The organism is Pseudomonas sp. PK-RTE-24, from assembly GCF_054052265.1.
Genome location: NZ_CM133224.1, coordinates 4,892,272 through 4,916,316, shown reverse-complemented (window position 1 = coordinate 4,916,316; position 24,045 = coordinate 4,892,272). Strand labels below are relative to the sequence as shown.

Annotated in this window: 22 protein-coding genes; 10 read left to right on the top strand and 12 right to left on the bottom strand. The window is 58.7% G+C overall.

Annotated features, from left to right (window positions below; translation table 11 throughout):
- Nucleotides 1-52: 52 nt before the first annotated feature.
- A complete protein-coding gene (locus ACV8MC_RS21925) occupies nt 53-979 on the top strand; it encodes a LysR family transcriptional regulator (RefSeq protein WP_076563297.1) in 927 nt (308 codons plus the stop codon).
- Nucleotides 980-1,049: 70 nt separating this feature from the next.
- On the opposite strand, the gene ACV8MC_RS21920 is transcribed toward ACV8MC_RS21925, so the two are convergent.
- The 3 genes from ACV8MC_RS21920 to tspO all read right to left on the bottom strand — a co-directional run bounded on the left by ACV8MC_RS21920 (nt 1,050) and on the right by tspO (nt 2,944).
- Nucleotides 1,050-1,301 carry a DUF2790 domain-containing protein gene (locus tag ACV8MC_RS21920; protein WP_039758903.1) on the bottom strand — a complete coding sequence of 84 codons (252 nt, stop codon included), beginning with the start codon at nt 1,299-1,301 and terminating at the stop codon, nt 1,050-1,052.
- Between the two features lie 219 nt (nt 1,302-1,520).
- The gene (locus tag ACV8MC_RS21915; RefSeq protein ID WP_457263459.1) at nt 1,521-2,504 is read right to left on the bottom strand and encodes an alpha/beta hydrolase; all 984 of its coding nucleotides are present in this window, start codon (nt 2,502-2,504) and stop codon (nt 1,521-1,523) included.
- Entirely contained in the window at nt 2,501-2,944 is a 444-nt protein-coding gene (gene tspO / locus ACV8MC_RS21910) for a tryptophan-rich sensory protein TspO (protein ID WP_041480509.1), read from the bottom strand. The genes ACV8MC_RS21915 and tspO overlap by 4 nt, the downstream gene beginning before the upstream one ends.
- Before the next feature lie 133 nt (nt 2,945-3,077).
- On the opposite strand from tspO, the gene ACV8MC_RS21905 reads away from it, so the two are divergent.
- Complete coding sequence (locus tag ACV8MC_RS21905; protein ID WP_041480507.1) at nt 3,078-3,344, top strand: hypothetical protein; 267 nt, start codon at nt 3,078-3,080, stop codon at nt 3,342-3,344.
- A gap of 42 nt (nt 3,345-3,386) precedes the next feature.
- Here ACV8MC_RS21905 and ACV8MC_RS21900 read toward each other — a convergent pair whose 3' ends face one another.
- Nucleotides 3,387-4,298: a magnesium transporter CorA family protein gene (locus ACV8MC_RS21900; protein WP_457263456.1), complete on the bottom strand. Its 912-nt coding sequence runs from the start codon at nt 4,296-4,298 to the stop codon at nt 3,387-3,389.
- Between the two features lie 3 nt (nt 4,299-4,301).
- Nucleotides 4,302-5,882, bottom strand: a complete 1,581-nt coding sequence (locus ACV8MC_RS21895) for a RimK family protein (protein ID WP_056784954.1) — start codon at nt 5,880-5,882, stop codon at nt 4,302-4,304.
- Between the two features lie 94 nt (nt 5,883-5,976).
- Between ACV8MC_RS21895 and ACV8MC_RS21890 the strand changes: the two genes are divergently transcribed.
- Nucleotides 5,977-7,071 (top strand): GNAT family N-acetyltransferase/peptidase C39 family protein, encoded by a 1,095-nt coding sequence (locus ACV8MC_RS21890; protein ID WP_457263455.1) that lies wholly within the window; start codon nt 5,977-5,979, stop codon nt 7,069-7,071.
- A 10-nt stretch (nt 7,072-7,081) separates the two neighbouring features.
- Here the strand turns inward: ACV8MC_RS21890 and ACV8MC_RS21885 are convergent, their stop codons facing one another.
- Nucleotides 7,082-8,653, bottom strand: a complete 1,572-nt coding sequence (locus ACV8MC_RS21885; protein ID WP_457263453.1) for a sensor domain-containing diguanylate cyclase — start codon at nt 8,651-8,653, stop codon at nt 7,082-7,084.
- A 160-nt stretch (nt 8,654-8,813) separates the two neighbouring features.
- On the opposite strand from ACV8MC_RS21885, the gene ACV8MC_RS21880 reads away from it, so the two are divergent.
- A complete protein-coding gene (locus ACV8MC_RS21880; RefSeq protein ID WP_457263451.1) occupies nt 8,814-9,245 on the top strand; it encodes a DNA methylase in 432 nt (143 codons plus the stop codon).
- Nucleotides 9,246-9,318: 73 nt separating this feature from the next.
- Here the strand turns inward: ACV8MC_RS21880 and ACV8MC_RS21875 are convergent, their stop codons facing one another.
- The 3 genes from ACV8MC_RS21875 to ACV8MC_RS21865 form a co-directional block, all read right to left on the bottom strand.
- Nucleotides 9,319-9,531 (bottom strand): hypothetical protein, encoded by a 213-nt coding sequence (locus ACV8MC_RS21875; protein WP_095179668.1) that lies wholly within the window; start codon nt 9,529-9,531, stop codon nt 9,319-9,321.
- Between the two features lie 51 nt (nt 9,532-9,582).
- Nucleotides 9,583-10,464 carry a manganese catalase family protein gene (locus ACV8MC_RS21870; protein ID WP_457263450.1) on the bottom strand — a complete coding sequence of 294 codons (882 nt, stop codon included), beginning with the start codon at nt 10,462-10,464 and terminating at the stop codon, nt 9,583-9,585.
- Nucleotides 10,465-10,744: 280 nt separating this feature from the next.
- Nucleotides 10,745-12,283 carry a class I SAM-dependent methyltransferase gene (locus tag ACV8MC_RS21865; protein ID WP_150742651.1) on the bottom strand — a complete coding sequence of 513 codons (1,539 nt, stop codon included), beginning with the start codon at nt 12,281-12,283 and terminating at the stop codon, nt 10,745-10,747.
- A gap of 338 nt (nt 12,284-12,621) precedes the next feature.
- On the opposite strand from ACV8MC_RS21865, the gene ACV8MC_RS21860 reads away from it, so the two are divergent.
- Entirely contained in the window at nt 12,622-14,541 is a 1,920-nt protein-coding gene (locus tag ACV8MC_RS21860; protein WP_457263449.1) for a tyrosine-protein phosphatase, read from the top strand.
- A gap of 36 nt (nt 14,542-14,577) precedes the next feature.
- Here the strand turns inward: ACV8MC_RS21860 and ACV8MC_RS21855 are convergent, their stop codons facing one another.
- From ACV8MC_RS21855 to ACV8MC_RS21845, 3 genes are all read right to left on the bottom strand, one after another.
- Nucleotides 14,578-15,705, bottom strand: a complete 1,128-nt coding sequence (locus tag ACV8MC_RS21855) for a mechanosensitive ion channel family protein (protein WP_457263447.1) — start codon at nt 15,703-15,705, stop codon at nt 14,578-14,580.
- Nucleotides 15,706-15,870: 165 nt separating this feature from the next.
- Nucleotides 15,871-16,854, bottom strand: a complete 984-nt coding sequence (locus ACV8MC_RS21850) for a helix-turn-helix domain-containing protein (RefSeq protein WP_122750713.1) — start codon at nt 16,852-16,854, stop codon at nt 15,871-15,873.
- Between the two features lie 148 nt (nt 16,855-17,002).
- The gene (locus ACV8MC_RS21845) at nt 17,003-17,404 is read right to left on the bottom strand and encodes a GNAT family acetyltransferase (protein WP_457263445.1); all 402 of its coding nucleotides are present in this window, start codon (nt 17,402-17,404) and stop codon (nt 17,003-17,005) included.
- Between the two features lie 163 nt (nt 17,405-17,567).
- Here ACV8MC_RS21845 and ACV8MC_RS21840 point away from each other — a divergent pair, with 163 nt between their 5' ends.
- The 5 genes from ACV8MC_RS21840 to ACV8MC_RS21820 all read left to right on the top strand — a co-directional run bounded on the left by ACV8MC_RS21840 (nt 17,568) and on the right by ACV8MC_RS21820 (nt 23,955).
- On the top strand, nt 17,568-18,344 hold the full coding sequence (locus ACV8MC_RS21840; RefSeq protein WP_241149611.1) for a methyltransferase domain-containing protein: 777 nt from the start codon (nt 17,568-17,570) through the stop codon (nt 18,342-18,344).
- Nucleotides 18,345-18,671: 327 nt separating this feature from the next.
- Nucleotides 18,672-22,190 (top strand): AAA domain-containing protein, encoded by a 3,519-nt coding sequence (locus ACV8MC_RS21835; protein WP_457263444.1) that lies wholly within the window; start codon nt 18,672-18,674, stop codon nt 22,188-22,190.
- 190 nt (nt 22,191-22,380) lie between these two features.
- Nucleotides 22,381-22,674, top strand: a complete 294-nt coding sequence (locus ACV8MC_RS21830; protein WP_071171967.1) for a DUF7660 family protein — start codon at nt 22,381-22,383, stop codon at nt 22,672-22,674.
- A gap of 236 nt (nt 22,675-22,910) precedes the next feature.
- Nucleotides 22,911-23,132 carry a hypothetical protein gene (locus ACV8MC_RS21825; RefSeq protein ID WP_457265588.1) on the top strand — a complete coding sequence of 74 codons (222 nt, stop codon included), beginning with the start codon at nt 22,911-22,913 and terminating at the stop codon, nt 23,130-23,132.
- Nucleotides 23,098-23,955, top strand: coding sequence for a tetratricopeptide repeat protein (locus ACV8MC_RS21820; protein ID WP_457263442.1), 858 nt, complete (start codon nt 23,098-23,100; stop codon nt 23,953-23,955). Before ACV8MC_RS21825 ends, ACV8MC_RS21820 begins: the two co-directional genes overlap by 35 nt.
- Nucleotides 23,956-24,045: the final 90 nt, after the last annotated feature.

The window sequence follows — 24,045 nt, the reverse complement described above, 5'->3', positions numbered from 1 at the left end:
TGTAGCATCCGACGTTATCCGCAGTGAGTGGCAGGTCTACAGGACGATCAGGATGGACAAACTTTCAAACATGTCGGTGTACATCAAGGTAGTCGAGATGGGCAGTTTCACTGCCGTGGCCAACCATCTCGACTCCACCGTTGGTAACGTATCGCGTGCGGTTTCGGCGTTGGAAAACGTGCTCGACACCCGCCTTTTGCAGCGCTCGACCCGGCGTCTCTCGGTGACCGACGCGGGCCGGCGGTTTTATGAACGCTGCGTGAAGATTCTCGCTGACCTGGAAAGCGCCGAAGCCGAGGCGAGCAATGCCGCCTTGCAACCACGAGGGACGTTACGGGTGCACTGCGTGCCCGGACTGGCCCGGCAACTGGTGACCGGCGCGGTGCTGGAGTATCGCCAGGCGTTTCCCGAAGTGACCGTCGATTTGATGCTCTCCCAACGCATGCCCAATCTGCTTGAGGATCAGTTGGACGTGTCCATTCTGATCGCGCGAACGCTGCCGGATTCGGCGTATGTCAGCCAGAAGATCGGCGTCAGTCACTGTGTACTGGTGGCCTCCCCGGAATACCTGGCGCGGCATGGCGCACCCGAAACGCCGGAGCAGCTTTGCGATCATCAATGCCTGCTGCTCGGTACCGTGGATTACGTGCGCGATGAATGGCAGCTCAAAAGCAAGGCGGGCGACGCGACGTTCATCCCGAGCGGGCCGAGTTTCAGCGTGAACGATATGGACGCAATGGCCGTGGCCATTCGCGAAGGGGCGGGGATTGGTCTGTTGGCAGGCTTCACGGCGATCGACGATTTGCGTGCCGGCAGGTTGGTGCGGGTGCTGCCCGATTACCACACCTACGAGCGCAATGTTTACGCGGTCTACACGTCTCGCCAGTTTGTCGATGCGAAGATCACGCGATTCATCGATACCTTGAAAACCCGGGTCGGCGCGCAGTTGGCGAGCACTGCTCAGGCGCTTATCGATTGAAGCGGTAAAGGCATTTGCGTCTCAGCGAGCCAACTCTGAGACGCAATGGGTGTGCGAGGTATTGGCCTGATCAACCGTTGCTGCAGCCGCTGCCCATGACCTCGTATTGCAGGATGTGCTGTTTGCCTTGGGAATCCTGATAAGTCATGTGCACCGGCACTACGGCGCAGACATCCGGCACTGGATCTTCCGAGATGATTTTGGCGACGTCGAGGTGACTGGCGTAGGTGTATTGCTCGACGGGTGGCGTGGTAGTCGAGTCCTGAGCCATGACCACCGAGCTGAAGCCGAAGAGTGCGAGGACGAGCATTGAGACTTTCATGGGTATTTTCCTTTGCTGGTTGAGTGTGCTGCTGGAACAAACTCTATGCGGCGGCTGGCGGGGGAAACAGGCGCGGATCGGGTAAAGACTGTTTACGGTTTGAGCCACAATCGGCATGGGGTGAACGATCGCGCAGGGTTCAGCGCAAACAAAAAAAGGCGCCGGTGAAGGCGCCTTTTGTTTGTCTCGTTTCTTTATGGCTCGCCATGCAATCGGCAGCTACGAAAACGCCGGGCTGATTTCGGCGGATTTCACTGAGTAGCTTGCCACTCGCGCCGAAATCCACTTGCGGCTGTAAGCCAGCACATGGTCAGCAGTGGCGGTCGGGAAGTGAATGAAGCCATGCGGACACTCTGGCAGCACGTACATCTCCACCGGCGCCGCTTGCTGCCAGCGCTCAGCGATGAGCCGCGTGTCATCCAGCAGCGGATCGAGGTCGCCGGCAAACAGCAGCGCTGGTGGCAGTCCGCTGAAATCGCCATACAGCGGCGACAGCGGTGGCTGGCGTCGTTGTTCGTCGCGGATATCCGGCGTGAGCAGGCGCAACGCTTCGACCATGCCGGGGCCGTCGAGCACCAAGGTATCGGCTGGCGCGGCGCGCACGCTGGGCGTGCCGGTCAGGTCGTAGACGCCGTAATACAGCAGCGCGCCGCAGATCCGTTGCAGCAGTTGCGGCGAAGATTTGAGGGCGAGCAGGGTGGCCGCCGCCAGATGCCCACCGGCCGATTCACCGACGACGACCACGGGCAGTCCGGCAAATTCGCCATCGTTCAAGATGCCGCGAGTGGCGCGCAGACAGTCTTCCAGCAAGCCCTCGATTGGCGTCGACACCGCCAGCCGATAATCCACCGACAGCACCGCCACGTCGCAAGTGTTGACGATGGCGATGTTGAAGTTGTCGTTCATCTGCGCATTGCCGATCACCCAGCCGCCACCATGGAAATCCAGCACCACGCCTCTGGCTTTGCCCTTGGGACGGATGATGCGTACCGGCACCGTGTCGATGATCTTGCATTCGGCGCTCAGCCCATGCTGGCGCAGCTTGCCAGCGCCGCCGATCTGACCCGCCCGCAGCAACGCCTGAATCAGCCGTGGGGTGAGGCGATTGCGGATCTTGAAACGCGGCAGCCAGGCGAGCTTTTTGTTAAACGCGCGAACCTGTGCCAGCTCACGCTCGCCTTGCGGCCATGGAAAATCGCTCACAGGCGATTCTTCATCAGGATCGAGCAGTTCAGCGCCGCCGCAACGCACAGCCACGCCAGGTACGGGAACAGAATCAGCCCGGTGACCACGTCCAGTTGCAGGGCGAGCACGACCATCACCGCGACCACCACCCACAGCACCGCCAGAATCACCAGCGCCGCCAGCACCTGATGCGCGCCGAAGAACACCGGCGTCCACAGCGTGTTCAGGGCGATTTGCGCGGCCCACAAGGCCAGCACCGTTTGGCTGCCGGGGATCAGGCTCAGGCGATAACCGGCCCAGGCCAGCAGCAGGTAGATGATCGTCCACGCTACGGGAAAGGCCCAGTTGGGCGGGGTGAAGGAGGGTTTGGTCAGCGATTCGTACCACGGGCCGGGTTTGAACATCACGCCAGTGGTTGCCGCCGCCGCGCAGGCCAAGAGGAAGATGAAAAAGGTCATTGCCAGTCCTTAGCTGTGATCAGCTGTTGTGGAGAGTTAAGAAGAGGACGCTTCGCTGCGCAAAAAGTTTGTTCGCAAATGCAATTTGGCAGTCAGGTTGAACTAAAAGCTGACCGCTGCGTCAGGATAAACAGTGCCTTTTCCCACCGACGCGGACGACAACATGTACACCTATCACATCGAATACCGTTTCAACGGCGAGCCTCGTACTTATCTGCTCGAACTCAAGGAAGCGCAACTGGCCGAGCACGACGCGGCGATGCATCTGCTCGAACTGCATCTGGGCGATGCCGAAAACAGCCTGGTCATGCCCACGGCGGATTCGACGCCAGAGCAGATTCTCGAGCAGGCTGAGCGGGTAGGGATTACGCATATCCGGGTGGTCAGCCGGACCAATTGACGCCCGCATGCGGCGCAGGCGTTAGCAGAATGTGCTCTGAATTCAGGCCATGCGCCGCAATACCAGCACCATCCCCGCGCCCACGAGGCCCATGCAGGCGATCAGCACGGGAAAGGACATCCACCATGGGACGCCGGACGTCATCATGCTGAACTCCGACATGCCACCGATGCCGGCGATCAGGTTCAAAGGAAGGAATACGACGTTGATCAGTGTCAGCTTGCGCAGGGCCCGGTTCATGCTGTTGTTGGCAAGGTTGCCATGGGATTCGATGAGGTTGGCGAACACCTTGGCGTGAATTCTGGCCTGCTGAAAGCTTTGTTCGTTTTCCACGATCAGATCGTTCAGCGCAGCCAGTTGACTGTCGCTGAAGCCCTGACGCTGGCCGTGGTTGCGCAGCAGCGTCAGCACCGCACCGTTACTTTGAATCGCATTGACGTAGTACACGAGGCTTTCGCTCAGGTTGTACATCTGCGCCAATTGCTGATTGTCCATTGCCCGCGTGAATTGCTGTTGAATCTCCCGGGCGATCTGTTTGACCACGCGCAAATGCCCGAGATAGTGATGAACGCTTTCAGCGAGTAACGCCATCAGCACGTCCAGCGGCCCGGTCATTTGCGCATCGTGCTCAAGACCCGAAAGCAGCGAGTTGCTCGCGCAAATAACCACCAAGCGTTTTTCGCTCAGCACCACTCCGAAAGACGAAACGTTGAATGCGCGCCCGTCGAAGCTTTCCGGGCGCTTCCAGATCAAGAACAGGTGATCTGGCTTGACCTCGATGCGGGCCACTTCATCAGGGTCCAGCGACGACTCTATCGCTTGTGCGCCAATGCCCAGGCGTCTGTGCAAATCCAGTTGCTCGGCTGCGTCCGGGGCGACACACAGCCAGACAGTCGCCTGGTCTTCAGATGCCCTATGCAGGGCGCCGCAATCAATGCAATAGCCTTCAATCATTGCTCACCACGCTTGGCCACGGTGTTTGAGCTCGAGCCTTTGCGTGAACGCTTGCAGCACGCGCCGATAAAGTTCGTCGCCCAGTACCGCGTCTTCGATGCCCGCATCGAGGTTGGGGTTGTCGTTCACTTCGATCACCAGCACCCGATCACCCGCCTGCTTGAGGTCGACGCCGTAGAGGCCGTCGCCGATCAGCCGCGCCGTCTGTACGGCGAGCTGCACGACTGCGGGCGGGGCTTGCTCGACCGGCACCGCCTCGCACATTCCGTTGATCTCGCCGGGCAGCGCCTTGTGGTTGTAAATCTGCCAATGCCCCTTGGACATGAAGTATCGGCAGGCATACAGCGCTTCGCCATTGAGCACGCCGACGCGCCAATCGTATTCGGTGTAGCAATACTCTTGCGCCAGCAGCAACACCGAGTGTTCGAATAACTCCTGCGCGGCAGTGGCCAGCGCTTGTGCATCGGCGACCTTGATCACACCCCGTGAAAAACAGCCATCGGGGATTTTCAATACCAAGGGAAAACCGAGGCGACGGCCTGCGTTTTCGAGTTCCTGCGGACGATCCTTGTAGAGTATTTCCGTTGCCGGCATGCCCAGCCCGCGACGCTTCAGCAAATCGGCCAGATAAACCTTGTTGGTGCAGCGCAGGATGGACGACGGATCGTCAATCACCACAAGGCCTTCGCTTTCAGCCTTTTTCGCGAACCGATAGGTGTGATCATCCACTCGCGTTGTTTCGCGGATGAACAGCGCGTCGAATTCGGCGAGACGTGCGTAGTCCTTTTTCTCGATCAGTTCGACATCGATACCCAGCTGTTCGCCCGCAGCGATGAAACGCTGCAATGCCTCGGGATTAGAAGGCGGCAGGGCTTCGTCAGGATCATGCAGGATGGCCAGGTCGTAGCGGGCCACACGTTTGGAGGCGGGCTGACGCCATGTCCTGCGATTGAACGCGTCCAGTGCATCAGCGAAAACATGCTGCTGTTCATCGCGAAGTTTGTGCAGTGCACCGGCTTTGATGCCTGCGATCTGCCAGCTCTCACCACGGCGGAATTCCACCAGCAGGATAGGGCAGGGGAACGCCTCGAACAGCTGACGGCCGATCTCTTGCAGCGGCTCGATCGAGGCCTTGCCGAAGTACAGCGACAGCGTGAAGGCTTCGGTTTCGCCGTATGGATGGTTGGCCAGCGCCCGCTCCAGGGTGCGCTCCAGATCATTCAGCCCGACCCCGTAAAGCGCTTTGCGCGCCAGCTCGCTGACGGTGCGTACCGAGGGGAAAACCTTGTGTCCGCGCGCTTCGGCCAGCAATGAGCAGTAATAGCCCTGACCGAGGTATTTGTAATTGCGGCAGAGGTTTATGACCTGGGTGCGATGAGGAAAATCATCGCTGTGTTCAAGGTAATCCTGAGCCAGCATCAGGCTCTCGCTGGGCAGGTAATCAGCCCAGTCATCCTTGCGTTCGACCAGTATGAGCAATCGACTTCCCGAGGGCTTGATACTGGGAGGTTCCTCGCTGAGGGAGATTGTCGAATGCTCGGTTTTGTCTAATACTTCGTTCACGTTGGCTTGCACCGCTGACATGAGTAATGAATCCCTGTTGAAGAAGACGCCGCTTCAATAAATCACGGGCCTTTCGGTCTGTCCCGGTTCGTTACTCAAACTTTACGGTGCGGTCATGTCTTTTGATTTTCGCTTTGCATCCATGGACGATATCGACGATCTGGTCGAATTGGAGCGGGTGTGTTTTACCCTCGACCGGTTGAATCAGCGCAACTTCAGCTGGATGCTCAGTCGAGCCAATGCCGCGCTGATTGTCGTCACCTCGGGCGCAACACTTTGCGGTTACGCGCTGGTGCTTTTTCACCGTGGCACCTCACTTGGACGCCTGTATTCGATTGCGGTCAGCCCCGCATGGCGCGGACATGAGCTTGGCCAGCGTCTGCTGGAACAGGCCCAGGCCTGCGCATTGGCGCGCAACTGCGCATGGCTGCGCCTGGAGGTGCGCGCTGACAATACCGCTGCCATCCGCCTCTACGAAGCCAATGGCTATCAGCGCTTTGCCAGCGTCGAGGACTACTACGAAGACCACTGCGAGGCGTTGCGCTACGAGAAACGCATCCTGCGCGAAACACCTGCCCCCGCCCGGCAAGTGCCGTATTACCAGCAGACCACCGAGTTCACCTGCGGCGCCGCGTGCCTGCTGATGGCCATGTCTGCCATCGACGCGAGCCGTGCCATGACCCGAGCGGAGGAAATCCAGCTGTGGCGCGAGGCAACCACCATTTTCATGACGGCGGGGCACGGTGGCTGTAGTCCTCAGGGTCTGGCATTGGCGGCCTGGCGGCGCGGCTTCGATGTGCGCCTTGAGGTCAGTCACCCGGGCTCGCTTTTTCTTCACGGCGTACGCAGCACGGAGAAGAAGTCGATCATGAAACTGGTCGAGGACGGGTTTGCCCAGGAACTGGCTGCCACGCAAGTCGAGCAGGTTCTGGGTGATTATCTGCAGATCGGCGCTGCGTTGGCGGCCGGATACAAACCGCTGGTGCTGATCAGCAGCTACCGATTCACCCGCTTGAAAGCGCCGCATTGGGTCATCATCACCGGGTGTGACGAGGACTTCGTCTACTTGCATGATCCTGATGTTGACCACAGCAAACTCAAGCGCGGCCTGGACTGCCAGCACTTGCCGGTCAGTCACCAGGAATTCCTGCGCATGACGGTGTTTGGCGTACAGCGGGTTCGCGCAGCCGTGATGCTGCGCTCCCGTTGAAGAGCGGTGGCTAGGCGCCGAGCACTTCCTCGCCGATACAGCAGCGATCCCTGCCTTTCTGCTTCGCGGCATAAAGCATTTTGTCAGCCGACTCGATAAGAGTGGCGGGGCTCACTTCATGTTCGGCCGGTTTGCCAACCGCAATACCTGCACTGGCGGTGACGTGACCCAGCGGATGGGCTCTGTGCTCCATCCGCGAGGATCGAATGGCCTCAAGAATTTCCTCAGCCACAAGCGCCGCCCCGCGAATATCGGTGTTGGGCAGCAACACGGAAAACTCCTCGCCGCCATAGCGCACGGCGAGATCACCCGGTCGCTTTACCGCCTGCGCAATGGCCTGGCCGACTGCGCTCAGGCAATCATCACCTGCCGCGTGCCCATAGCTGTCGTTGTAGAGTTTGAAGTGATCGACATCGATCATGATCAGTGAGATCGACGAACCCTGGCGTCTGGCCAGACGAATTTCGTCAATCAAGGCAGTGTCCAGTCGCCGACGGTTGGCCAGCCCGGTCAGGCTGTCGGTCAAGGCCATGTCCTTCATGGCCTGGTGTGCCTTGCGCAAATCCTTTTCCATCACCATCCGTTGGCGCAGTTGCCTCAAGACGATCAGTCCGAAGACCGTGAACGCGGTGATCACCGACATCAACACAAAGCCGGTTTTGATCAGGTCCCAGCGCCACGGCGCAATGATCGATTCGCGGGACAGGCCGGTTTCGACCACCAGCGGATAGGTGCTCAAAGCTCTGTAACCGTACAGACGCTGGGTGCCGTCGACGACGGCTCGGACCTCGGCGATCCCTTGATTGGAAAACGGCAGGTAGTTCTTGAACACCTCACTGTCGGCGAGGCTCTGACCGATTACCGAAGCGATGAAAGGACGACGCACGAGAATGGTTCCATTGCGCAACGCCAGCACCAGTGCACCCTTGTCGTCGATCTTGAAATCGCCGTAATAGTCGACGAAATAACTGACCTTGATCGTCCCCAGCAGCACGCCAGCGAAGGAGCCGTCCGGGTTATTCAAGCGGCGGGAAATCGGAATGATCAGGTCGTCCGTGGATTTGCTTTTGACGACATCACCGATACGCACGTTTCGATCGGTGTTGGCGCGGTGATACTGGAAGTAGACGCGATCGGCATTGTTCGCAGGGTCCGGAATCATTTCCTTGTCGGTGACGATCCATTTGCCGTCCGGGCCGTAGATAAACAGTCCATGCAACTGCGGCATCAGTTTGGCCTGCTGGACCAGCAGGTTGTGGATACGCGCTACGTCGATGTTCTGCAGACCGTCGCCTTCGACGCGCTCGCCCAGGGCGGCGGTCAACACATCGACCTGGCGGATGGCGTCTTCGGCATGTTGCGCGGTTGCCCGCGCGAGGTTGGTGACCGAATCACGCGCCGACGAGAAGGCTGCATGATAGTCACGCCAGGTTCGCCATCCCTCCACGCCGAGAAACGCCAGAATGACCGTCAGCATGAAGATGACTGTCAGGCGGAAAGCGGCTATCTCGCTGGCAGCTTTGATGGGAGCGGTTTCTGCGGCGTCATGCCCCTTGGTTTTGGGCATCTTACGACCGAGCATCTGAGGGTCCTTATGCTTGTCATCTCTCATCTCTTGAAAGATGACCATCCTTTTCCACCTGGAATTCAATTTACTGCCTTGGCCAGGCGGTCGCGATTGGATCGTTCAAAGCCGTGCCGGGTCAACATCTGTAATTGAAGCGCGCCTTGAGGTGAGACTTGTGAGCGATATCATCACCGCCGGTGACTTGAACATCGACCTGCGCAATGCCAACGAAACCGGCCTGTTCAAATGGCTACTTGCCAGTTTTCTGACGGGCAAAAGGATTCAGGGCGCCATTGCCGCCAAGGCGTATCAAGTCATAGTAGAGCAGCATCACCAAGACACCCCGCAAAAGCTCGCGCAGTGTACGCACCGTCAACTGGTGTCGATGCTGGGGCAGGCGCGTTACGTGCGCTACGACGAAAGCACGGCGTCGCGACTGCTCGCGTTGGCCAACAAGCTCAACAGCGAGTACGCCGGTAAGGTCAGTAACATCGTGGCCGCGAGCGCGGACCGTAAGGCGCTGGAGAAGCGCCTGTCCGAGTTCGAGGGGATAGGGCCGAAGACCGTCGAGATCTTCATGAGGGAAGCGGCAGCGGTACTTTTCTGAACGCCCGGTTCTGCATTGAAGACGGTGGCAACACTCGGCTCACAGAGCAGCAAGTCTTCCCGCCAGTTCGCGGTCAATGGATGGCTGCCACCTCCGATTGCTGGACTGTGGCTTGATCGGCAAAATTATTCGGGAGAAGGGTGCCCAAGCCGAATACATTCACCGCCATGCTGACTTTCAATCCTCGACAGGCCTGTTTGCAGTCCAGCTCAAAACCGGCGTATGCGTGCTCCATCAAACGTTGAAAATGTTCAGAGGTCAGTGCCAGGACTTTGCTGCTTTTCATGTGGTTTTCCTTGAGCAAGTGGCGACCCCGGTCCGGGGCCGCCGGACGGGTTCAGACATCTTTGCCTTGCACATAACCGGAGCCCAGGTCAGCACCGGTCACCGGCTCGCTGAGTGGGTCAGAGGCTGTACGGGTCTTCATCGCTTCCAGCACCTGTTCGTCTTCAGCCGGAAGGCTGACGGTCGCCAGACCAGCGCCGCCGTCGACTGCCGGCTCCGGGTTTTCCACGTACTCCCACGCACCGCCCTCGTTCCAAGGGCCGCGCACATTAGGCTCGCCAGACATGTTGAAGTACTTGTTGGTGAACTCCGGCATCCCCGGCAGCTTGCCCTGCGGGAAGTTGGGCTGGATCGAATGCAGGGCTTTTTCGAAGGACTGTTGATGGGCGATTTCCCGCGTCATCAAAAAGCCAAGCGCCTCTTTGACGCCCGGATCATCGGTGATGTTGATCAAGCGTTCGTAGAGGATTTTCGCCCGCGCTTCGGCTGCGATGTTTGAACGGAAGTCAGCAGTCGGCTCGGTGATCGAATCTACATACGCCGCTGTCCACGGTACGCCAGCGGAATTGACCAGAGGCGCGCCTGCGCCGTAAAGCAGGCTGGTGATGTGCGAGTCATTACCGGCGCCATTCAGCGCGCGGTACAGCTCGCCTTCCTCTTGAACGCCCTCGGCGAGTTGACCCTTGGCACCTCTGTTGAGCATGACGATGATCGAGCCGACCACCTCCAGATGGCTCAATTCTTCGGTGGCAATGTCCAGCAGAAGATCTTTGCGTCCCGGGTCTTCCTCGGCCAAGGCTTGGGTGAAATAGCGCGCTGCTGCGGCCAGTTCGCCATTGGCGCCCCCGAATTGTTCCAATAGCAGATTGGCCAGACCAGGGTTGGGCTCGGCCACGCGAACGGTGTACTGAAGTCGCTTGTTATGTATGAACATTCAAATTTTCCTCAGACCAGGCTATCGCGCTTTTGCCCTGGTGGGCGTTAGCGCATGCATAGTTGTGAGGAGTGGGTGGAGCGGAAATTTCGTTTATTGCAGGCCGGCTGGACGGACGGCAGAGGGCGGAAAGTTCCGGAAACAGGACGGTTGGCTTGACCCTGTTCCACGACCAATGTGGGAGCGAGCCTGCTCGCGAATGCGGTACGTCAGTCACCGATTTGGCGGCTGATCCAGCGCTTTCGCGAGCAGGCTCGCTCCCACAATGGTTCGTTGGCAATCAAGCGATCTTCAACGCCCTCAGCACCACCAGCGTCTGCTCGGCGAAGACCTGCGCCTGTGCGGTCAGCGCGGCGATATTGGCTTCGGCAGTGAGCAGCGGCTGGCCGTTGTCTACCAGCACTTCACCTTGTTCGCTGATCACACTCCACGCCAGTTGCGCCCATTCGGCTGGCTGCTGTTTGCCTTGCTTGATCGAGATCAGGAACAGCTGCTGGAAGCGGCTGACCGTCACGCCACCGCCAGTGACGGGGCTGGCCAGGGTCTGGATGTTGGCGCCGTACAGCGAGCGTTTGCACAGTTGCAGGTTGAGCGCGGCGCAGCGACCGCTGACCTGCGACTCGGCGGCCTCGCTCTGGCACGGAGCGACAGCGCCCATACCGATCAGCACGGCCAGGGCTTGTTCGAGGTCGTCGTAAGCCAGCGCAGCCTCGGACAGCAATTGGCGCATCGATTTGGCCGCATAGTTCTGTGCCGCCAGTGCATCGAGTACCGGGCCGTAAATCTCCGGTTGCAGCGTCGCTTCGCCGGCGGGACCACTGACCGAGCCCGCCACGGTTTCCCAGGGTTGCAGCAGCACGAAACGGCTGTGCAGCATCCTCGCGCGGCGTTCGGCAGCGGACAGGCGCGTCGCGCCACGTACGTACAGGTCGCGGCGGAAGTGCTGGTTGACGAAGTAGTCCCGCGCTTGCTCGCGCATGATCGGATGTTCGATGGTTTCCAGAAAGTCCATGCCTTCAGCGCTCAGGTTGAGCGGGGCGACCGAATCCAGCGGCACTGCCGTGGTGGCGTAGTCGAGTTTGGCCGAGGCCAGCGCGTCGACCATGTCGGCGAAGTACATGCAATTCCAGTCACGGTTGAAATACTCGTGGGCGACGTAGTGACGATCCTGACCCTTGATGCTCTGCAGCCGCGCGCCGAGACTCGGCGCCGCAGCGGCGTATTTCGGGTTGGCCGCGAGCAGTGCTTCGGAAAATTGCAGTGCGGCGTCGATGCGCTGGTCGGAGCGCGACGAGGCATTGGCAAAGCGGTCATGCAGGCTGAACAGATTGCGCAGCGGCGCCGACGGCGACCAGCCGGGGAAGCAGTTGTAGCTGACGTAGAGCATGCCGCCCGGTTTAAGGTGACGGCGGGCGAATTCGACGATCAGTTTCTGATTGTCGCGGCTGACCCAGGTCCAGATGCCATGCAGGCTGATGCTGTCGAACTGCGGCAGATCATTGCGCGCCAGCAGCTGTTCGAAGCTGTCGTCATACAGACGCGCGCCATTGTTGGCGGCAGTCGCGAGTTCGATGGCATGGGCCGCCATACCCGGGTGAAAGTCCGTACCGACAAACGAACCCGGGTTGGCGGTGGCGTGGATGTTGATCGACACGCCCTGACCGAAGCCCAGTTCGCAGTGCACGCCGTCGTTGCTTTCCAGCGTGGCGAACCCGCGCAACAACAGGCAGTAACGCAGGAATACCGGATTGATCTCCCGGCTATAGCTGTAGGTGTAGCCTTCGTCGGTGAAATAACCTTCGTTCCAGGCGTTGCTCATGGGGGCGGTCTCTTGTTCTTGAAAGTGATGGCAGTCTTATAAGGGGTTGTCGCTGCGCGCGACAAATTGAAAAAACGGATACTTCCCCAAACCCTGTGGGAGCGAGCCTGCTCGCGAAAGCTTTTTTTCAGTTTGAATATAATCGGCTGACACGCCGCTTTCATGAGCAGGCTCGCTGCCACAGGGATCTTCAACACATCCAAGCAGGATTGATGGACCGATCACGCACTCCACGGCCCATTCGCGCAGGCATTTTGTAGCCAGCCGAAACTGTCATATTCCCTCCCACTCGTCTGCCCATAGTGACCAGCCCAACGCTGATTTCATGAGGCTGCACTGTGTTCCAACGTCTTCTGTGTTCGCTGTCCGTTCTGAGCCTTTCCATCGCCGCAGCCCATGCGGCCGAGCCTGTCACCCTCGACACGCCGCGCTTGTCCGGCATCGACAACTTTCGCGACATCGCCGGCATCACCACCGCGTACTCCACCGCCCACGACGGCGTGATGCGCAGCGGCGTGTTCTACCGCTCCAACGCATTGACGCCGTCGGCGGCGGATCTGGCGACACTCAATGGTCTCGGCATCAAAGCCATTTACGACTTGCGCACGCCCAGCGAAATTGCCGCCACGCCCGACACGATGATCACGGGCGCGGCCTACCGCAATATCGACATCATCGGCAGCACCACCTCGGGTGCGGACATCACCAATATCTCGTTCCACAGCGCCGCCGAAGCGGTGGCGATGATGGAGGAAACCAACCGCGCTTTCGTCAGCGATGCCGGCATGCGCGGGCAGTTCGGCCAGTTGTTCAATGAGTTGGCCAGTGTCGACGCCGCGCAACTGTTCCACTGCACCGCCGGCAAGGACCGCACCGGCTGGACCGCCGCCGTGTTGCAGAGCATCGCTGGCGTCGATGAGGCGACGATCATGGCCAATTATCTGGCGACCAACGACTACACCGCCGCCCGTGTCGCCGCGACCTTGAAAGCGCTGCCGCCGAGCATGGCCGCTGTCTACGAGCCGCTGCTCGGGGTGCAGGCCAGTTACTTGCAGGCCGGTCTCGACCAGATCGCCGCTGAGTACGGCAGCATGGACAACTATCTCAAGCAGGGCCTCGGTCTGTCCCAGGAAACCATCTATGTGCTGCGCGGCAAACTGGTCGAGTACAACAGCTTGCCGGGGCAGGCCGGGCTGATCGGCAACGCCGCCGCTGGTGCCGAATTGCTGCGGCAGTTGCAGAACTCCGAGCTGTCCGGCACCTACAGCGCCTACAACTACTACCTGCAATCGGCGATCGACGCCGGCACTCTGGGCGGTGTCGAATCTCAAGTCGGCGGTCAGGTTCACGCCGATGCGGCCAGCTATCTCTTGCGGCAGAACGCGATGATCGAACAAGCCGCCGCGCCGTTCGCCAGTGGCAGCGATTTAAAGGTCGGCCAATACCGCCTCTGGAGTACCGCGCTTGCCGGCTACCTCGGCACTGACGGCTCGACCCATGCCGAGAGCAGCAACGAACACAGCCAGGGCCTGATGCTCGGCATTACCCAGCGCTTCAACGAACAACTCAGCGCGCGCGGCGGCTTTGGCTACAGCAAGGGCAGCGTGGGCGGGGCCGGTGGCGAGTCCAATACTGACTTCACCTTCCTTAACCTCGGTGCGCGTTACGGCCTCACCAGCCTTGAGCGCGGCATGTTTGTCGATGCCAACGCCAGCGCCGGTTACGTCGACTACGACAGCAAACGCGAGCTCGGCGGTGGTCTCGGCACTGCCAAGGGCGACACTCACGGCAATCTCACTGGCGCGACCGTGGCGTTGGGTTATCGCCTGCCGCTGAGCAGCGTGATTGTCGAACCGAACCTGGGCTTTCGCGTCAGTCATCTCGACTTGCAAGGTTTCAAAGAGAAGGGCAGCGAGCTGGCGCTCGACGTCGATGGCATCAAGCAGACCCGCCGCAGCGCGGTGGCTAATCTCGACGTGTCATTTGCCCCAGTGGCCGTGGGTGCGTGGCAATTGGTCCCGGGCGTTCGCGTGGGCTATGAACGTGCGCTCGGCGGTCAGCAAGTCGACAGCGAAGGCCACCTGCTGGGGCTGGATATCGAGCAGCGCGCGGCGTTCGACAATCGTGACCAGTTCAGCGGCGGCGTTAATCTGATGGCCAACCTCGGCGCCCTGAGTGTAGGCGCTGAGGTCGGGGCCAACGGTGGCGGTGACAGCCATGGTTTCAATGGCGGACTCAAGGCCAGTTACGCCTTTTGAACACAGCGAGCCCGGCAAATTGCCGGGCTCTTGCGCTCAAGCATGCTGCGCACGCGAAGGTTGCTGTGTGCGTGCCGGTTGCGCGGTGGGTTCGGGCAGCGAGGCGACATGCACGGTGCGCGCCGGGAAGGCGAACGTCGCGTCCAGCTCGGCCACCGCTTCCATGATTGCCAGATTGATGCGTTGCTGCACGTCCATGTAGACGTTGTAACTGGCGTCCAGAACGATGTACACCGTTTCGAATTCCAGCGCGCTCTCACCAAAACTGCGGAAATGACAGCGGTCGAAGCGCGCCTGTTTTTCGTTCTTGATGATGCTTTCAACGCGTTGAGTGATCTGGCGGATCTGTTCGCTGGTGCACTCGTAAGTCAGACGAAACTCGAACACCACTCGACGCTCCTGCAAGCGTTTGTAGTTCTGAATGGTGCTGCCGATCATGTCGGCGTTGGCCATGACAATCTGCTCACCGCCGAGACTGCGGATGCGCGTGGTCTTCAGGCCGACGTGCTCGACCGTACCGGCCAGCGTGCCGACGACGATGAAATCGCCCACCTCAAACGGCTTGTCGACGGCAATCGACAGCGAGGCGAACACGTCGCCGAGAATGTTCTGCACCGCCAGCGCCACCGCGATACCGCCGACACCCAGGCTGGCGACGAATGCAGTGATGTTGACGCCCAGGTTCGACAGCATCGCCAGCAGGATCACCGCCCACAGCAACACCTTGACGCCCCACAGGCTCAGGGTCGCCAGGGCGCTCGCTTGAAAGGAGCCGGTCGCGTTATGCCGCGAAAAATAGCGATGCAGCCCCAGCGCCAGCGCGCGGTTGGTCCACAGGCCGACCTGCAACGCCGCCACCACGAACCATAAACTGCTGACCCGCCCGAGCCAGCGCTCCGGCAAATCCAGCAACCCGATGCCGACCAGAATCGACGCCAACAGCAGCAACGTGGTGCTGGTCGCCGCCAGCACTTCGCTGGCCATGTAGGTCAGATGTCCATTGCCGGCACTGGCCCGCGCCTGCACCTTGCGGAACACGAAACGGATCGCCGTGGTGGTCAGCAGATAACTGAGTGTCGCGGCGAGGAACGCCAGGACCCAGTTCGCCAGTGAAATTCCTAAAATCGTGTGAGCCGTGAAAAAGCCGATGAAATCCTCGGTCATGGAAACCCCCTTGCGAAGCCTGCACCGACGCGCGCAGAAACGCACCGTCGGTCGCAGCCAGGTAAACGCCGCTTGAATCGGTGGTGCCGTCAAACGACCTGTCTGGGTTAGTCGCCCTGAGATTCCTGCTGTTCAATCAAATGCAGGTTTCACCGGACCGAATGGTCAACGCCTGGCCTTCAATTCCGCTGGGCTTACGCCGTAAGCACTCTGAAAATACTGACAAAAGCGCCCGACATTGCTGAAGCCAAAACGCAACGCCACCTCCGTCACAGAGCCTGCATGCCCTCGCGCCAACGCCTCATAGGCGCGCTGCAAACGCACCTGCCGCTGATACGCCACGATCGACATCCCGACAAAACGCCGAAAACCTTCCTGCAAGGCGCGCTGGCTGACATGGCTCAACCGCGCCAGATCCACGCCACTGACCAACTGCTGCGGATGCGCCTGAATAAACTCCATCGCCACCTTCACATGTCGCGGCGCCACACACGGCGCCGGCCCCCGTAATGCCTCGGTGAAATTGTGCGGCCACGCCTCCAGCACCGCATCGATCAACATCTCGCGCAACCGTGACGGCATCAACGTGCCGCTGTTGATCAAGGCATCGAACTCAGTGCCCGTGGCCAGATCGATCAACGCCTTGAGGCCCTGAAATGCCGGGGTATTCAGATCCACGCTTGGCTCAAACACGATCTTCTGCACGACCGGTTTCTCCAGCAGCGCCGACAACCGCTCGGTGAGCTGCAGACGATTGATCGAAATGCCGTGATGCGCGTGGTCATCAACAAAGCGCATCGAACGGATATCTGCCTTGTCGATTGCCAGACCGACGTGCGCCATGCCAATGGATTCAGCGACGTGGTTGAAAACGATCTTGCCGGCGGTGGGGATGACGAAAGTGATTTCGTTCTGCGGGTCGGGGAGGGTGACGCTGAAATCGCCGTGGTAATGCATACGCCGAAAACTCACCCCGTCGTGCCGCCCGTAGACCCCGCCGATGATGATGTTGGAAGGTGGCGGCGGAGTATCGGCGTAGCGGTTGCCGAAGAGCCTGGAGAACAGGGCGCCGAAGTCGGAAGAGGTGAGGTTGTCGGAGCGCAGGATGATCTTTTGGCGGAGTGGGGAGGTGGCGGTGATGGGCGGCATTTTGGAATGCGGGCTCTTGGGGCGACGGGAGGGATGAAGATTAGGAAATTGGCATGACTTTCTGGTGACAGGGCTTTGGAGCATCTTCCGCTTTCGGCCAAAAGCACACCTTCATCAATGGTCGCTTCCTACCCGAAACGGACGTTGATCAAACCTGCTCTCCCGGAATCTCGATATTTGACTCGATCTTTTTGCCCATACTGATTCGCGGCTCGATCAAGTAGCCCAGAGACTCGTAGAAGGTTTTGACATTTTCATTTGAGCTGAAGATTTGCAGGTTGATTTTCATACAGCCGCGCGCGGTCAGCGCGCCCTCTGCATGACGGACCAGATTCATCCCTATGCCTTTTCTGCGGTGCGAAGGGTGCACCGTCACCGAGTACAACCATCCGCGATGGCCGTCATATCCGGCGAGAACGGTGCCAACGACTTCTTGTCCTGACAGGGCCACATAGAAAAGGCCATCGGCTGCGGCCAGTTTTTTATCGATAGCCAGGCTGGGGGTGTTATGCGGGGTTTCGTAACCGAACAGTGTTTCCCAGAGCTCCACGACGTAGCGGCGATGGTTTTCATTTTAGTTGTCGGCGATAGCATCCATGGTGTCGTCCTCGAATTGAAAGGGTCTGACGCTAGCTTCTTGGCGTAGATAATGTCCACTGTCTCTTTTTGACCAAAAGCGGTCATCCTATGCGGCAAGAGACAGCAGTCCATAAATGATTTTTTCGGAAAGCTCAGGGAATTTGATAATGCCGCTCAACCGACTCGACTTCACCACACGCTTGCTGATCGATGCGGGCGTTGGTGAAGGGATGCGAATCCTGGACGTAGGTTGCGGTTCGGGTGATGTTTCGTTTTTGCTGTGTGATCTCGTGGGAAGAGACGGGGAGATCATCGGCGTTGATCACGATGCCGCTGCCATGGCCGTTGCACGCCAGCGCACCGCAGGACATGCGCTGACCTTTCTCGAGGGAGACCTGCAGGAGTTGCCAGACTCTATCGGCACTTTTGACGCCATCGTCGGCAGGCGCGTCCTGATGTATCAACCGGATGCGGTGGCGACGATCCGAGCGCTGTCGAGATGTCTGCGTCCCGGTGGGATCATGATCTTCCAGGAACACGATACGACGATGGCGCCCGCCAGCGTCGAGCCTTTCCCTTTGCATGAAAAAGCGCAACGTTGGTTACAGCAAATGCTTGCTCACGAAGGAGCGGATTTGCACATCGGGTTCAACCTGCACGGCATTTTCACTCAGGCCGGCTTGACCGTTGAAAGCGTGCGCGCTGAGTGCCTGATACAAACGCCTGATGCGCCGTACAGCCTTGGCGCCATCGTTCGAGCATGCTTGCCACGAATCATTGCATTAGGAGTAGCCAATGCAGAAGAGGTGGACATTGAAACGTTGCAGGCGCGTCTGGATCAGGAGCGTTCAGCTTCTTCGGGTATCTACGTCGGTGATGTGATGTTTGGGAGTTGGGCTCGGAAAAATTGACGTTTTGAGAGGCGGATACGAAGGGGAGGCGCCATTCATCGATACTAACCTGACATCTAATGTCGCGGTCATTACGGGCTGGTCTACCGCACTTGGGTCTAATTCATGAACTAACAGGCAGTCTCAAGATGCGATCCTCGATGGAATTGGACTTGTGTGGCGTGAGTATTCTGGTTGGTCCTCCACATTTACGCCGATGTCAGTTCTGGAGCATCGCGGTGCGCAGCATGTCCTGGTTGGCCATTCCTCACCCAACACGCTACCCTCGCCCTAATCACCCATCCATCGACCGTCACAGTGAGTCACGGTCCGCATTGAATCAGGACGATGAACGACAACTCCTTCAAACTCGCGAACTATTGGCGAAATTGCTTGGCCGACGCCGAAAATGGCAACGGCGCCTTGTCCACCAGCCAAGCCCGAAAGCTCACCGCTTTACCCATCGAGGCCTTATTCTCAGGGTGTGTGCCGGCAGAGCAGGTGAGTCTCTTATTCGCCAACGAAACCGCTGAATCAGCCTGTGTAGAGATCACCCTGCGGCCCTTGGTTTACAAGTCTCGCCTGGAGCACCGCAAAGCCCGAAACGGTCTTCCGGCGTTCATCACTCCAGTTGTATGTCGAGTGTTGGTCGCCCGCGATGGTCGTCTTTATCCGACATCGCAAACCCTGATGCCCCGCGATATTCTCGAACCGCTGGACCGCGATAATTTCGTCATCGGTGCCCAAGTCGACGTGGATGCGTTTTTGTCCACCGAAGATGTGCCGCTGTTCGCTCCATCCGCCGAGGGTGAAGAGCTGACCGCAGACCAGCACCGGGACAAGTGGAATGCCTATGTCCATTTCTGCATGGAAATGTTCCGCAAGGTCACCAGCGGTTGGGAGGGGGCAGAGGATGGCTTCGACCTGGTGAACTTCTGCTATTTGTTCAAGGAAGAGAAAGCTGACGGCTTCAGTCGCAATATCGTCGGCCTCTACGACCACTTGCGCGACAGCAAGCCCGACGCACCATTATTCGACCGCTTCGCTCAGCGCGATTCCAGCCCTGACGAAGTTTGCTTGCCCGCCAACAGCCAGTTTGCCGTGCGATTGGGCCATGCTGGAGACGAATATGCCCTGACGCCCGCCCAACGTGATGGCTTGGCTCATGTTCTCGTCGCGGATGTGGGGGATGTGCTGGCCGTCAACGGGCCGCCGGGTACCGGTAAAACCACCTTGCTGCTTTCGGTCGTCGCCTCGCTCTGGGCCAAGGCCGCATTGGCCGGTGGCGAGCCTCCGGTGATTGTGGCAAGTTCCACCAACAACCAAGCCGTGACCAACATCATCAAAGCGTTCGGCAAGGACTTCTCAGAGGGGAGCGGTCCTTTTGCGGGGCGCTGGCTGCCCGATATCAACAGCTTCGGCGCTTACTTTCCCAAGTCTTCGGCCGAGGCGGAAATGGCCCGCACCTACCAGACCAAAAGCTTTTTTACCGAGCTTGAGTCGCAGTCCTATCTGGACAAGGCGCAACAGGCCTACCTGGCCCGCGCCACCATCGCCTTCCCCCATGATCGGAGCCTGAGCGTCCAGGGCGCGGTCAAGCAGCTCCAGGTCGCGATCCGTTCGCGCCAGCAGCAACTCACCGATATCGAGTACGCCTGGGCCGAACTGGTCGGCGCCCGCGAAGCCATCCGGACACTGCTGGGCGATGATCCACATGCAGGCATTGCGCGTCTTGAGGCACAACGCCTCAACCACGCCGAAGAGCTTGCGAACGCGCAAGCACGTCTGAAGGTTTTCAAACACTACCTGGCCCATGAGCCGTGGATCTACACACTGTTCGGCTGGTTTGGCCCGGTCGCTGGCAAACGTCTGCGTTTGGCGAAATTACATTTCGATGAGGCTAGCACCGAGCTGCAAAACGCCGCCAGTATCAGCGAAATCGAGACCCGGTTGACGGCCTCCGTGGCTCAAGCCAGCAAGGCCCAGGAAGTCGTCGTGGCCCGATTGCAGCAGGCCCGGCAATTGCTGCAAGCGGAGCAACGTCACGTATTGAATTGGCAGGCCGTGATTGCTGTTCTGCCTACCCTTACCGACAGGCCTGCTGCCCAAGTGACTCTCAACGACTGCGACAGGTGGGCGGACACTTCCCTGCGTTTCGAAATCTTCCTGCTGACTACCCATTATTGGGAAGGTCGTTGGCTTATGGAAGTCGCCGAAAGCCTGCCAGAGATCCTCAAGAGCCGCGGCAAAAACGGCCGCAAGACCCTGGAGAAAAACTGGCGGCGGTGGATGAAGCTCACGCCCTGCGTTGTGGCCACCTTTTTCAGGCTGCCCAAGGAGCTGCACTGCAAGCGGCACGAGGGTAACGGCTTCGTCGACGACTACGCGCTGAACTTCATTGATCTACTGATCGTCGACGAAGCTGGCCAAGTCCTTCCCGAAGTCGCCGCGCCGTCGTTCGCGCTCGCCAAGCAAGCGTTGGTAATCGGCGATACTCAGCAGATCGAACCGATCTGGTCGATTCCGGCCGCGGTCGATATCGGCAACCTGATGGGCGCCGGTCTGCTATCGCGCGACAAGGTCGATGATGACTATGCCGCCTTTTGCGATAGCGGCCGTAGCGCGGCCAACGGCAGCGTCATGGCTATCGCCCAGGCGACCAGTCGGTACCACTACGATCACGACCTCGCCCGAGGCATGTATCTGTATGAGCACCGTCGCTGCTACGACTCGATAATCGAATACTGCAATGCCCTTTGCTACAAGGGCAAGCTACAGCCGCGGCGCGGGCGAAAACTGGAAGATGGTTTGCCGGGGCTGGGCTACCTGCATATTGATGGAGTGTGCCAGAAGAGCAATGGCGGTAGCCGTCATAACCTCTTGGAAGCGCAGACGATCGCTGCGTGGATTCAAGCGAATGGAGCCGAGCTGACAAAGCGCTACAAGAAGGAACTGTGGGAAATTCTCGGCGTGATCACGCCGTTCGGCGCGCAGACGCAGGCGATCGTCAAGGCCTGCACAGCACTGGGCATCAAGACCGGTAAAGGCGATGGCGAGATGACTGTCGGTACGGTTCATTCCTTTCAGGGCGCGGAGCGGCCGGTGGTGATTTTCTCTGCGGTCTATTCCAAACATGCCGATGGCGAATTTATCGATCGCAAGGACAGCATGCTGAACGTTGCCGTTTCTCGGGCCAAGGACAGTTTCCTGGTGTTTGGCGACATGGACCTGTTCAGCCAGGTGCCGATAAGCAAGCCGCGCGGGCTTTTAACCAAGTTTCTGTTTACAGATTCGACGAACGAGCTGATTTTCGAGTATCAACCCAGAGATGACTTACAAACAGCGCGTACAGGATTGAGCCACCTGCATGAAGTTGAAGAGCATGATCGGTTTCTGATGCAGACGCTTGAAGCGGCTCGCCAGCAGGTTCAGATCGTAACGCCTTGGGTCAGACTGCGATGGATGCTGGAAAGCGGCGCGATGGAAATCATGGGTAACGCCGTTCAGCGCGGCGTCCAAGTGGTGGTGTATACCGACCTTGGGTTCAACACTGGCATCAAGCGCGCCAAGCCGGAGGGCGATCCTGAGAAAGTCGTCGAATTCGAAGGCGCGATTGCAGCGCTGAGAATGCGGGATGTTCAGGTGTGCGTGGTTAACAAGGTGCACAGCAAGATAGTTATGGCCGATGAGGAGTTACTGTGTATCGGCTCGTTCAATTGGCTGAGTGCGCAGCGCTATGGCGACTATGTGCACCATGAAACTTCCATGGTCTATCGCGGCCCTGATGTAAGCGGCGAACTTGCAATCAACCGCGCTAGTTTAGCGCAACGGGTGACCTCCATTCCGAAGAGAGCAACGTCAGCTTAGCGCTCGACATAGGCGTCCGCTACTGGCCGAAATCTGCCATCCGTGAAGGGCAGCTTTCGGCCGGAAGCTGTCGCTCGCAAACCACTTCAGCCCCGACGTGCCCCGTTATAGAAGTTGACTCTTTTTCCTTTCGCGGAACAAAATCGCGGCGAATCTCTCATTCGATTATGCCGCAGCGGAATGTCTTTATATGTCGATTGATCTCGATGAACTACTGGAGCGTGTGAACGACGAGCAATCGTTCATCGCATTCATCGATGCTCTGGGTTCGGATTTTGCCAGTCAACCCTTGCTAGATAATGTGACGCCATTAAAACGCGATGAGTTGGGCGTTTCGCAGTGGGAAAATGGTTCTGTTGATACTTTTCTCGAAGCAGCAGCTGCTTGGGCAACCGACAGTGCTCGGAATTCTCCGAGCATTTCAGAAACAAATATATGGCAGCGGTGTGCATCCATTCTGTTAGCTGGCAAATTCTATGAGTGAGCCTTGGCAGGCGAATCTGCGAATCTGCGAACCTGCGAACCTGCGAACCTGCGGTAACCCACTGTGTGCACGAGCTCTTTTGTAGATTTGCCCTTCAGCGAGCATGAAACCTGGCGATAACCTGTCGGGCGACTCGGCCCCGAGGGTTGTCCTCCCATTCATGAACGGATTCAAAATTGCGCAAGTTCTCGATTCCTCTATGCCTCAGCCTCTTGGCCGTTCTTCTTGTTACCTTCGTGATCGCACTATGGCGGAGACCTTATAGCCTTCCTGTCTTGATCGCCTCAGCTTATGAGGAGGGGCTGATAGTCAGCCGCAACCCTAGCAAAGCCGCAGACTGGTACTTGAGCGCTGCAGAAAAAGGCGACCCTGTCGCGCAATACAAGATTGGCATCATTCAATACTACGGTCGAGGCGTCGAAGTTGATCGACCCCAAAGGTATGCATTGGATAACTGAGTCGGCCGATCAGGGATACGCCGACGCACAATATTACATGGGGGTTGCAAGCATCGCGGGTGGAGAGGTGGCCAGTGATTTTGTCCAAGGCACGCAATGGTTCAGCAAGGCAGCAGAACAAGGTCATACCAAAGCTCAACGACAACTCGCTATCTTTTATGACAAAGGTTACGGCGTTGAGGCAAACGACCAACAGGCGTTCAAATGGGCTAGCAAGGCAGCCGATCATGGAGATGCCGAGGCTCTGACTCTATTAGGCACACTCTATTTTTCCGGTAAAGGAATTCCAGCCGACCCTCAACACGCCGTCAAATTGCTCACCCAAGCGGCCAATGCTGGCGATAGTTTTGCATTTGAATTATTGGGAGCGGTCACTTTACAAGGCACTGGTACTCCTAAAGACGTACCCGCCGCATTGCGTTGGTATACCCGTGCCGCCGATCAGGGTCGGGTCAACGCCCAGTACGTCCTCGGCTATCTCTATAGCAGTGGCGGGGATGTTCCGGTGAACTATCCACTTGCCAATCACTGGCTGTTGCAGGCGGCAGTTCAAGGTCACGCTGTGGCGCAGATTACCCTCGCCGTTCATTTCGATAATGGGCAGGGCGTCAGCCGTAACAAGCTCAAGGCTTGCGGATTGTTGCGTGTGGCGCTTAAACAGTCGCTGCCGAGCGATATTGCAGACCCTATGCGCGAGCAGCTTGAGAACGAAGAGAAAACACTTTCGCCGCAGCAACTGGCTGAGATATCGGCTCTGGAGAACCTCTATTCAAGCCCGCCGGGTCTCATGGGACTCAAAGGTGATCTGACAAGCGAACAGTAAGCTGCAGGGGTGGGCCTAGTATCGCGTTTTTCATTTATCATGCACGCCGCCCGGTCCGGCGGTTTCAGCCAGACGGCTGCATTGCGAATT

What these genes read in the sequence shown, in the direction of transcription:
- ACV8MC_RS21830 (WP_071171967.1), top strand. Translation starts at nt 22,381, where the DNA reads ATGTCGATTGATCTCGATGAACTACTGGAGCGTGTGAACGACGAGCAA.
- ACV8MC_RS21835 (WP_457263444.1), top strand. Translation starts at nt 18,672, where the DNA reads ATGAACGACAACTCCTTCAAACTCGCGAACTATTGGCGAAATTGCTTG.
- ACV8MC_RS21925 (WP_076563297.1), top strand. Translation starts at nt 53, where the DNA reads ATGGACAAACTTTCAAACATGTCGGTGTACATCAAGGTAGTCGAGATG.
- ACV8MC_RS21865 (WP_150742651.1), bottom strand. Translation starts at nt 12,283, where the DNA reads ATGAGCAACGCCTGGAACGAAGGTTATTTCACCGACGAAGGCTACACC.
- ACV8MC_RS21870 (WP_457263450.1), bottom strand. Translation starts at nt 10,464, where the DNA reads ATGTTCATACATAACAAGCGACTTCAGTACACCGTTCGCGTGGCCGAG.
- ACV8MC_RS21855 (WP_457263447.1), bottom strand. Translation starts at nt 15,705, where the DNA reads ATGACCGAGGATTTCATCGGCTTTTTCACGGCTCACACGATTTTAGGA.
- ACV8MC_RS21885 (WP_457263453.1), bottom strand. Translation starts at nt 8,653, where the DNA reads ATGCTCGGTCGTAAGATGCCCAAAACCAAGGGGCATGACGCCGCAGAA.
- ACV8MC_RS21850 (WP_122750713.1), bottom strand. Translation starts at nt 16,854, where the DNA reads ATGCCGCCCATCACCGCCACCTCCCCACTCCGCCAAAAGATCATCCTG.
- ACV8MC_RS21895 (WP_056784954.1), bottom strand. Translation starts at nt 5,882, where the DNA reads ATGTCAGCGGTGCAAGCCAACGTGAACGAAGTATTAGACAAAACCGAG.
- tspO (WP_041480509.1), bottom strand. Translation starts at nt 2,944, where the DNA reads ATGACCTTTTTCATCTTCCTCTTGGCCTGCGCGGCGGCGGCAACCACT.
- ACV8MC_RS21840 (WP_241149611.1), top strand. Translation starts at nt 17,568, where the DNA reads ATGATTTTTTCGGAAAGCTCAGGGAATTTGATAATGCCGCTCAACCGA.
- ACV8MC_RS21900 (WP_457263456.1), bottom strand. Translation starts at nt 4,298, where the DNA reads ATGATTGAAGGCTATTGCATTGATTGCGGCGCCCTGCATAGGGCATCT.
- ACV8MC_RS21920 (WP_039758903.1), bottom strand. Translation starts at nt 1,301, where the DNA reads ATGAAAGTCTCAATGCTCGTCCTCGCACTCTTCGGCTTCAGCTCGGTG.
- ACV8MC_RS21875 (WP_095179668.1), bottom strand. Translation starts at nt 9,531, where the DNA reads ATGAAAAGCAGCAAAGTCCTGGCACTGACCTCTGAACATTTTCAACGT.
- ACV8MC_RS21890 (WP_457263455.1), top strand. Translation starts at nt 5,977, where the DNA reads ATGTCTTTTGATTTTCGCTTTGCATCCATGGACGATATCGACGATCTG.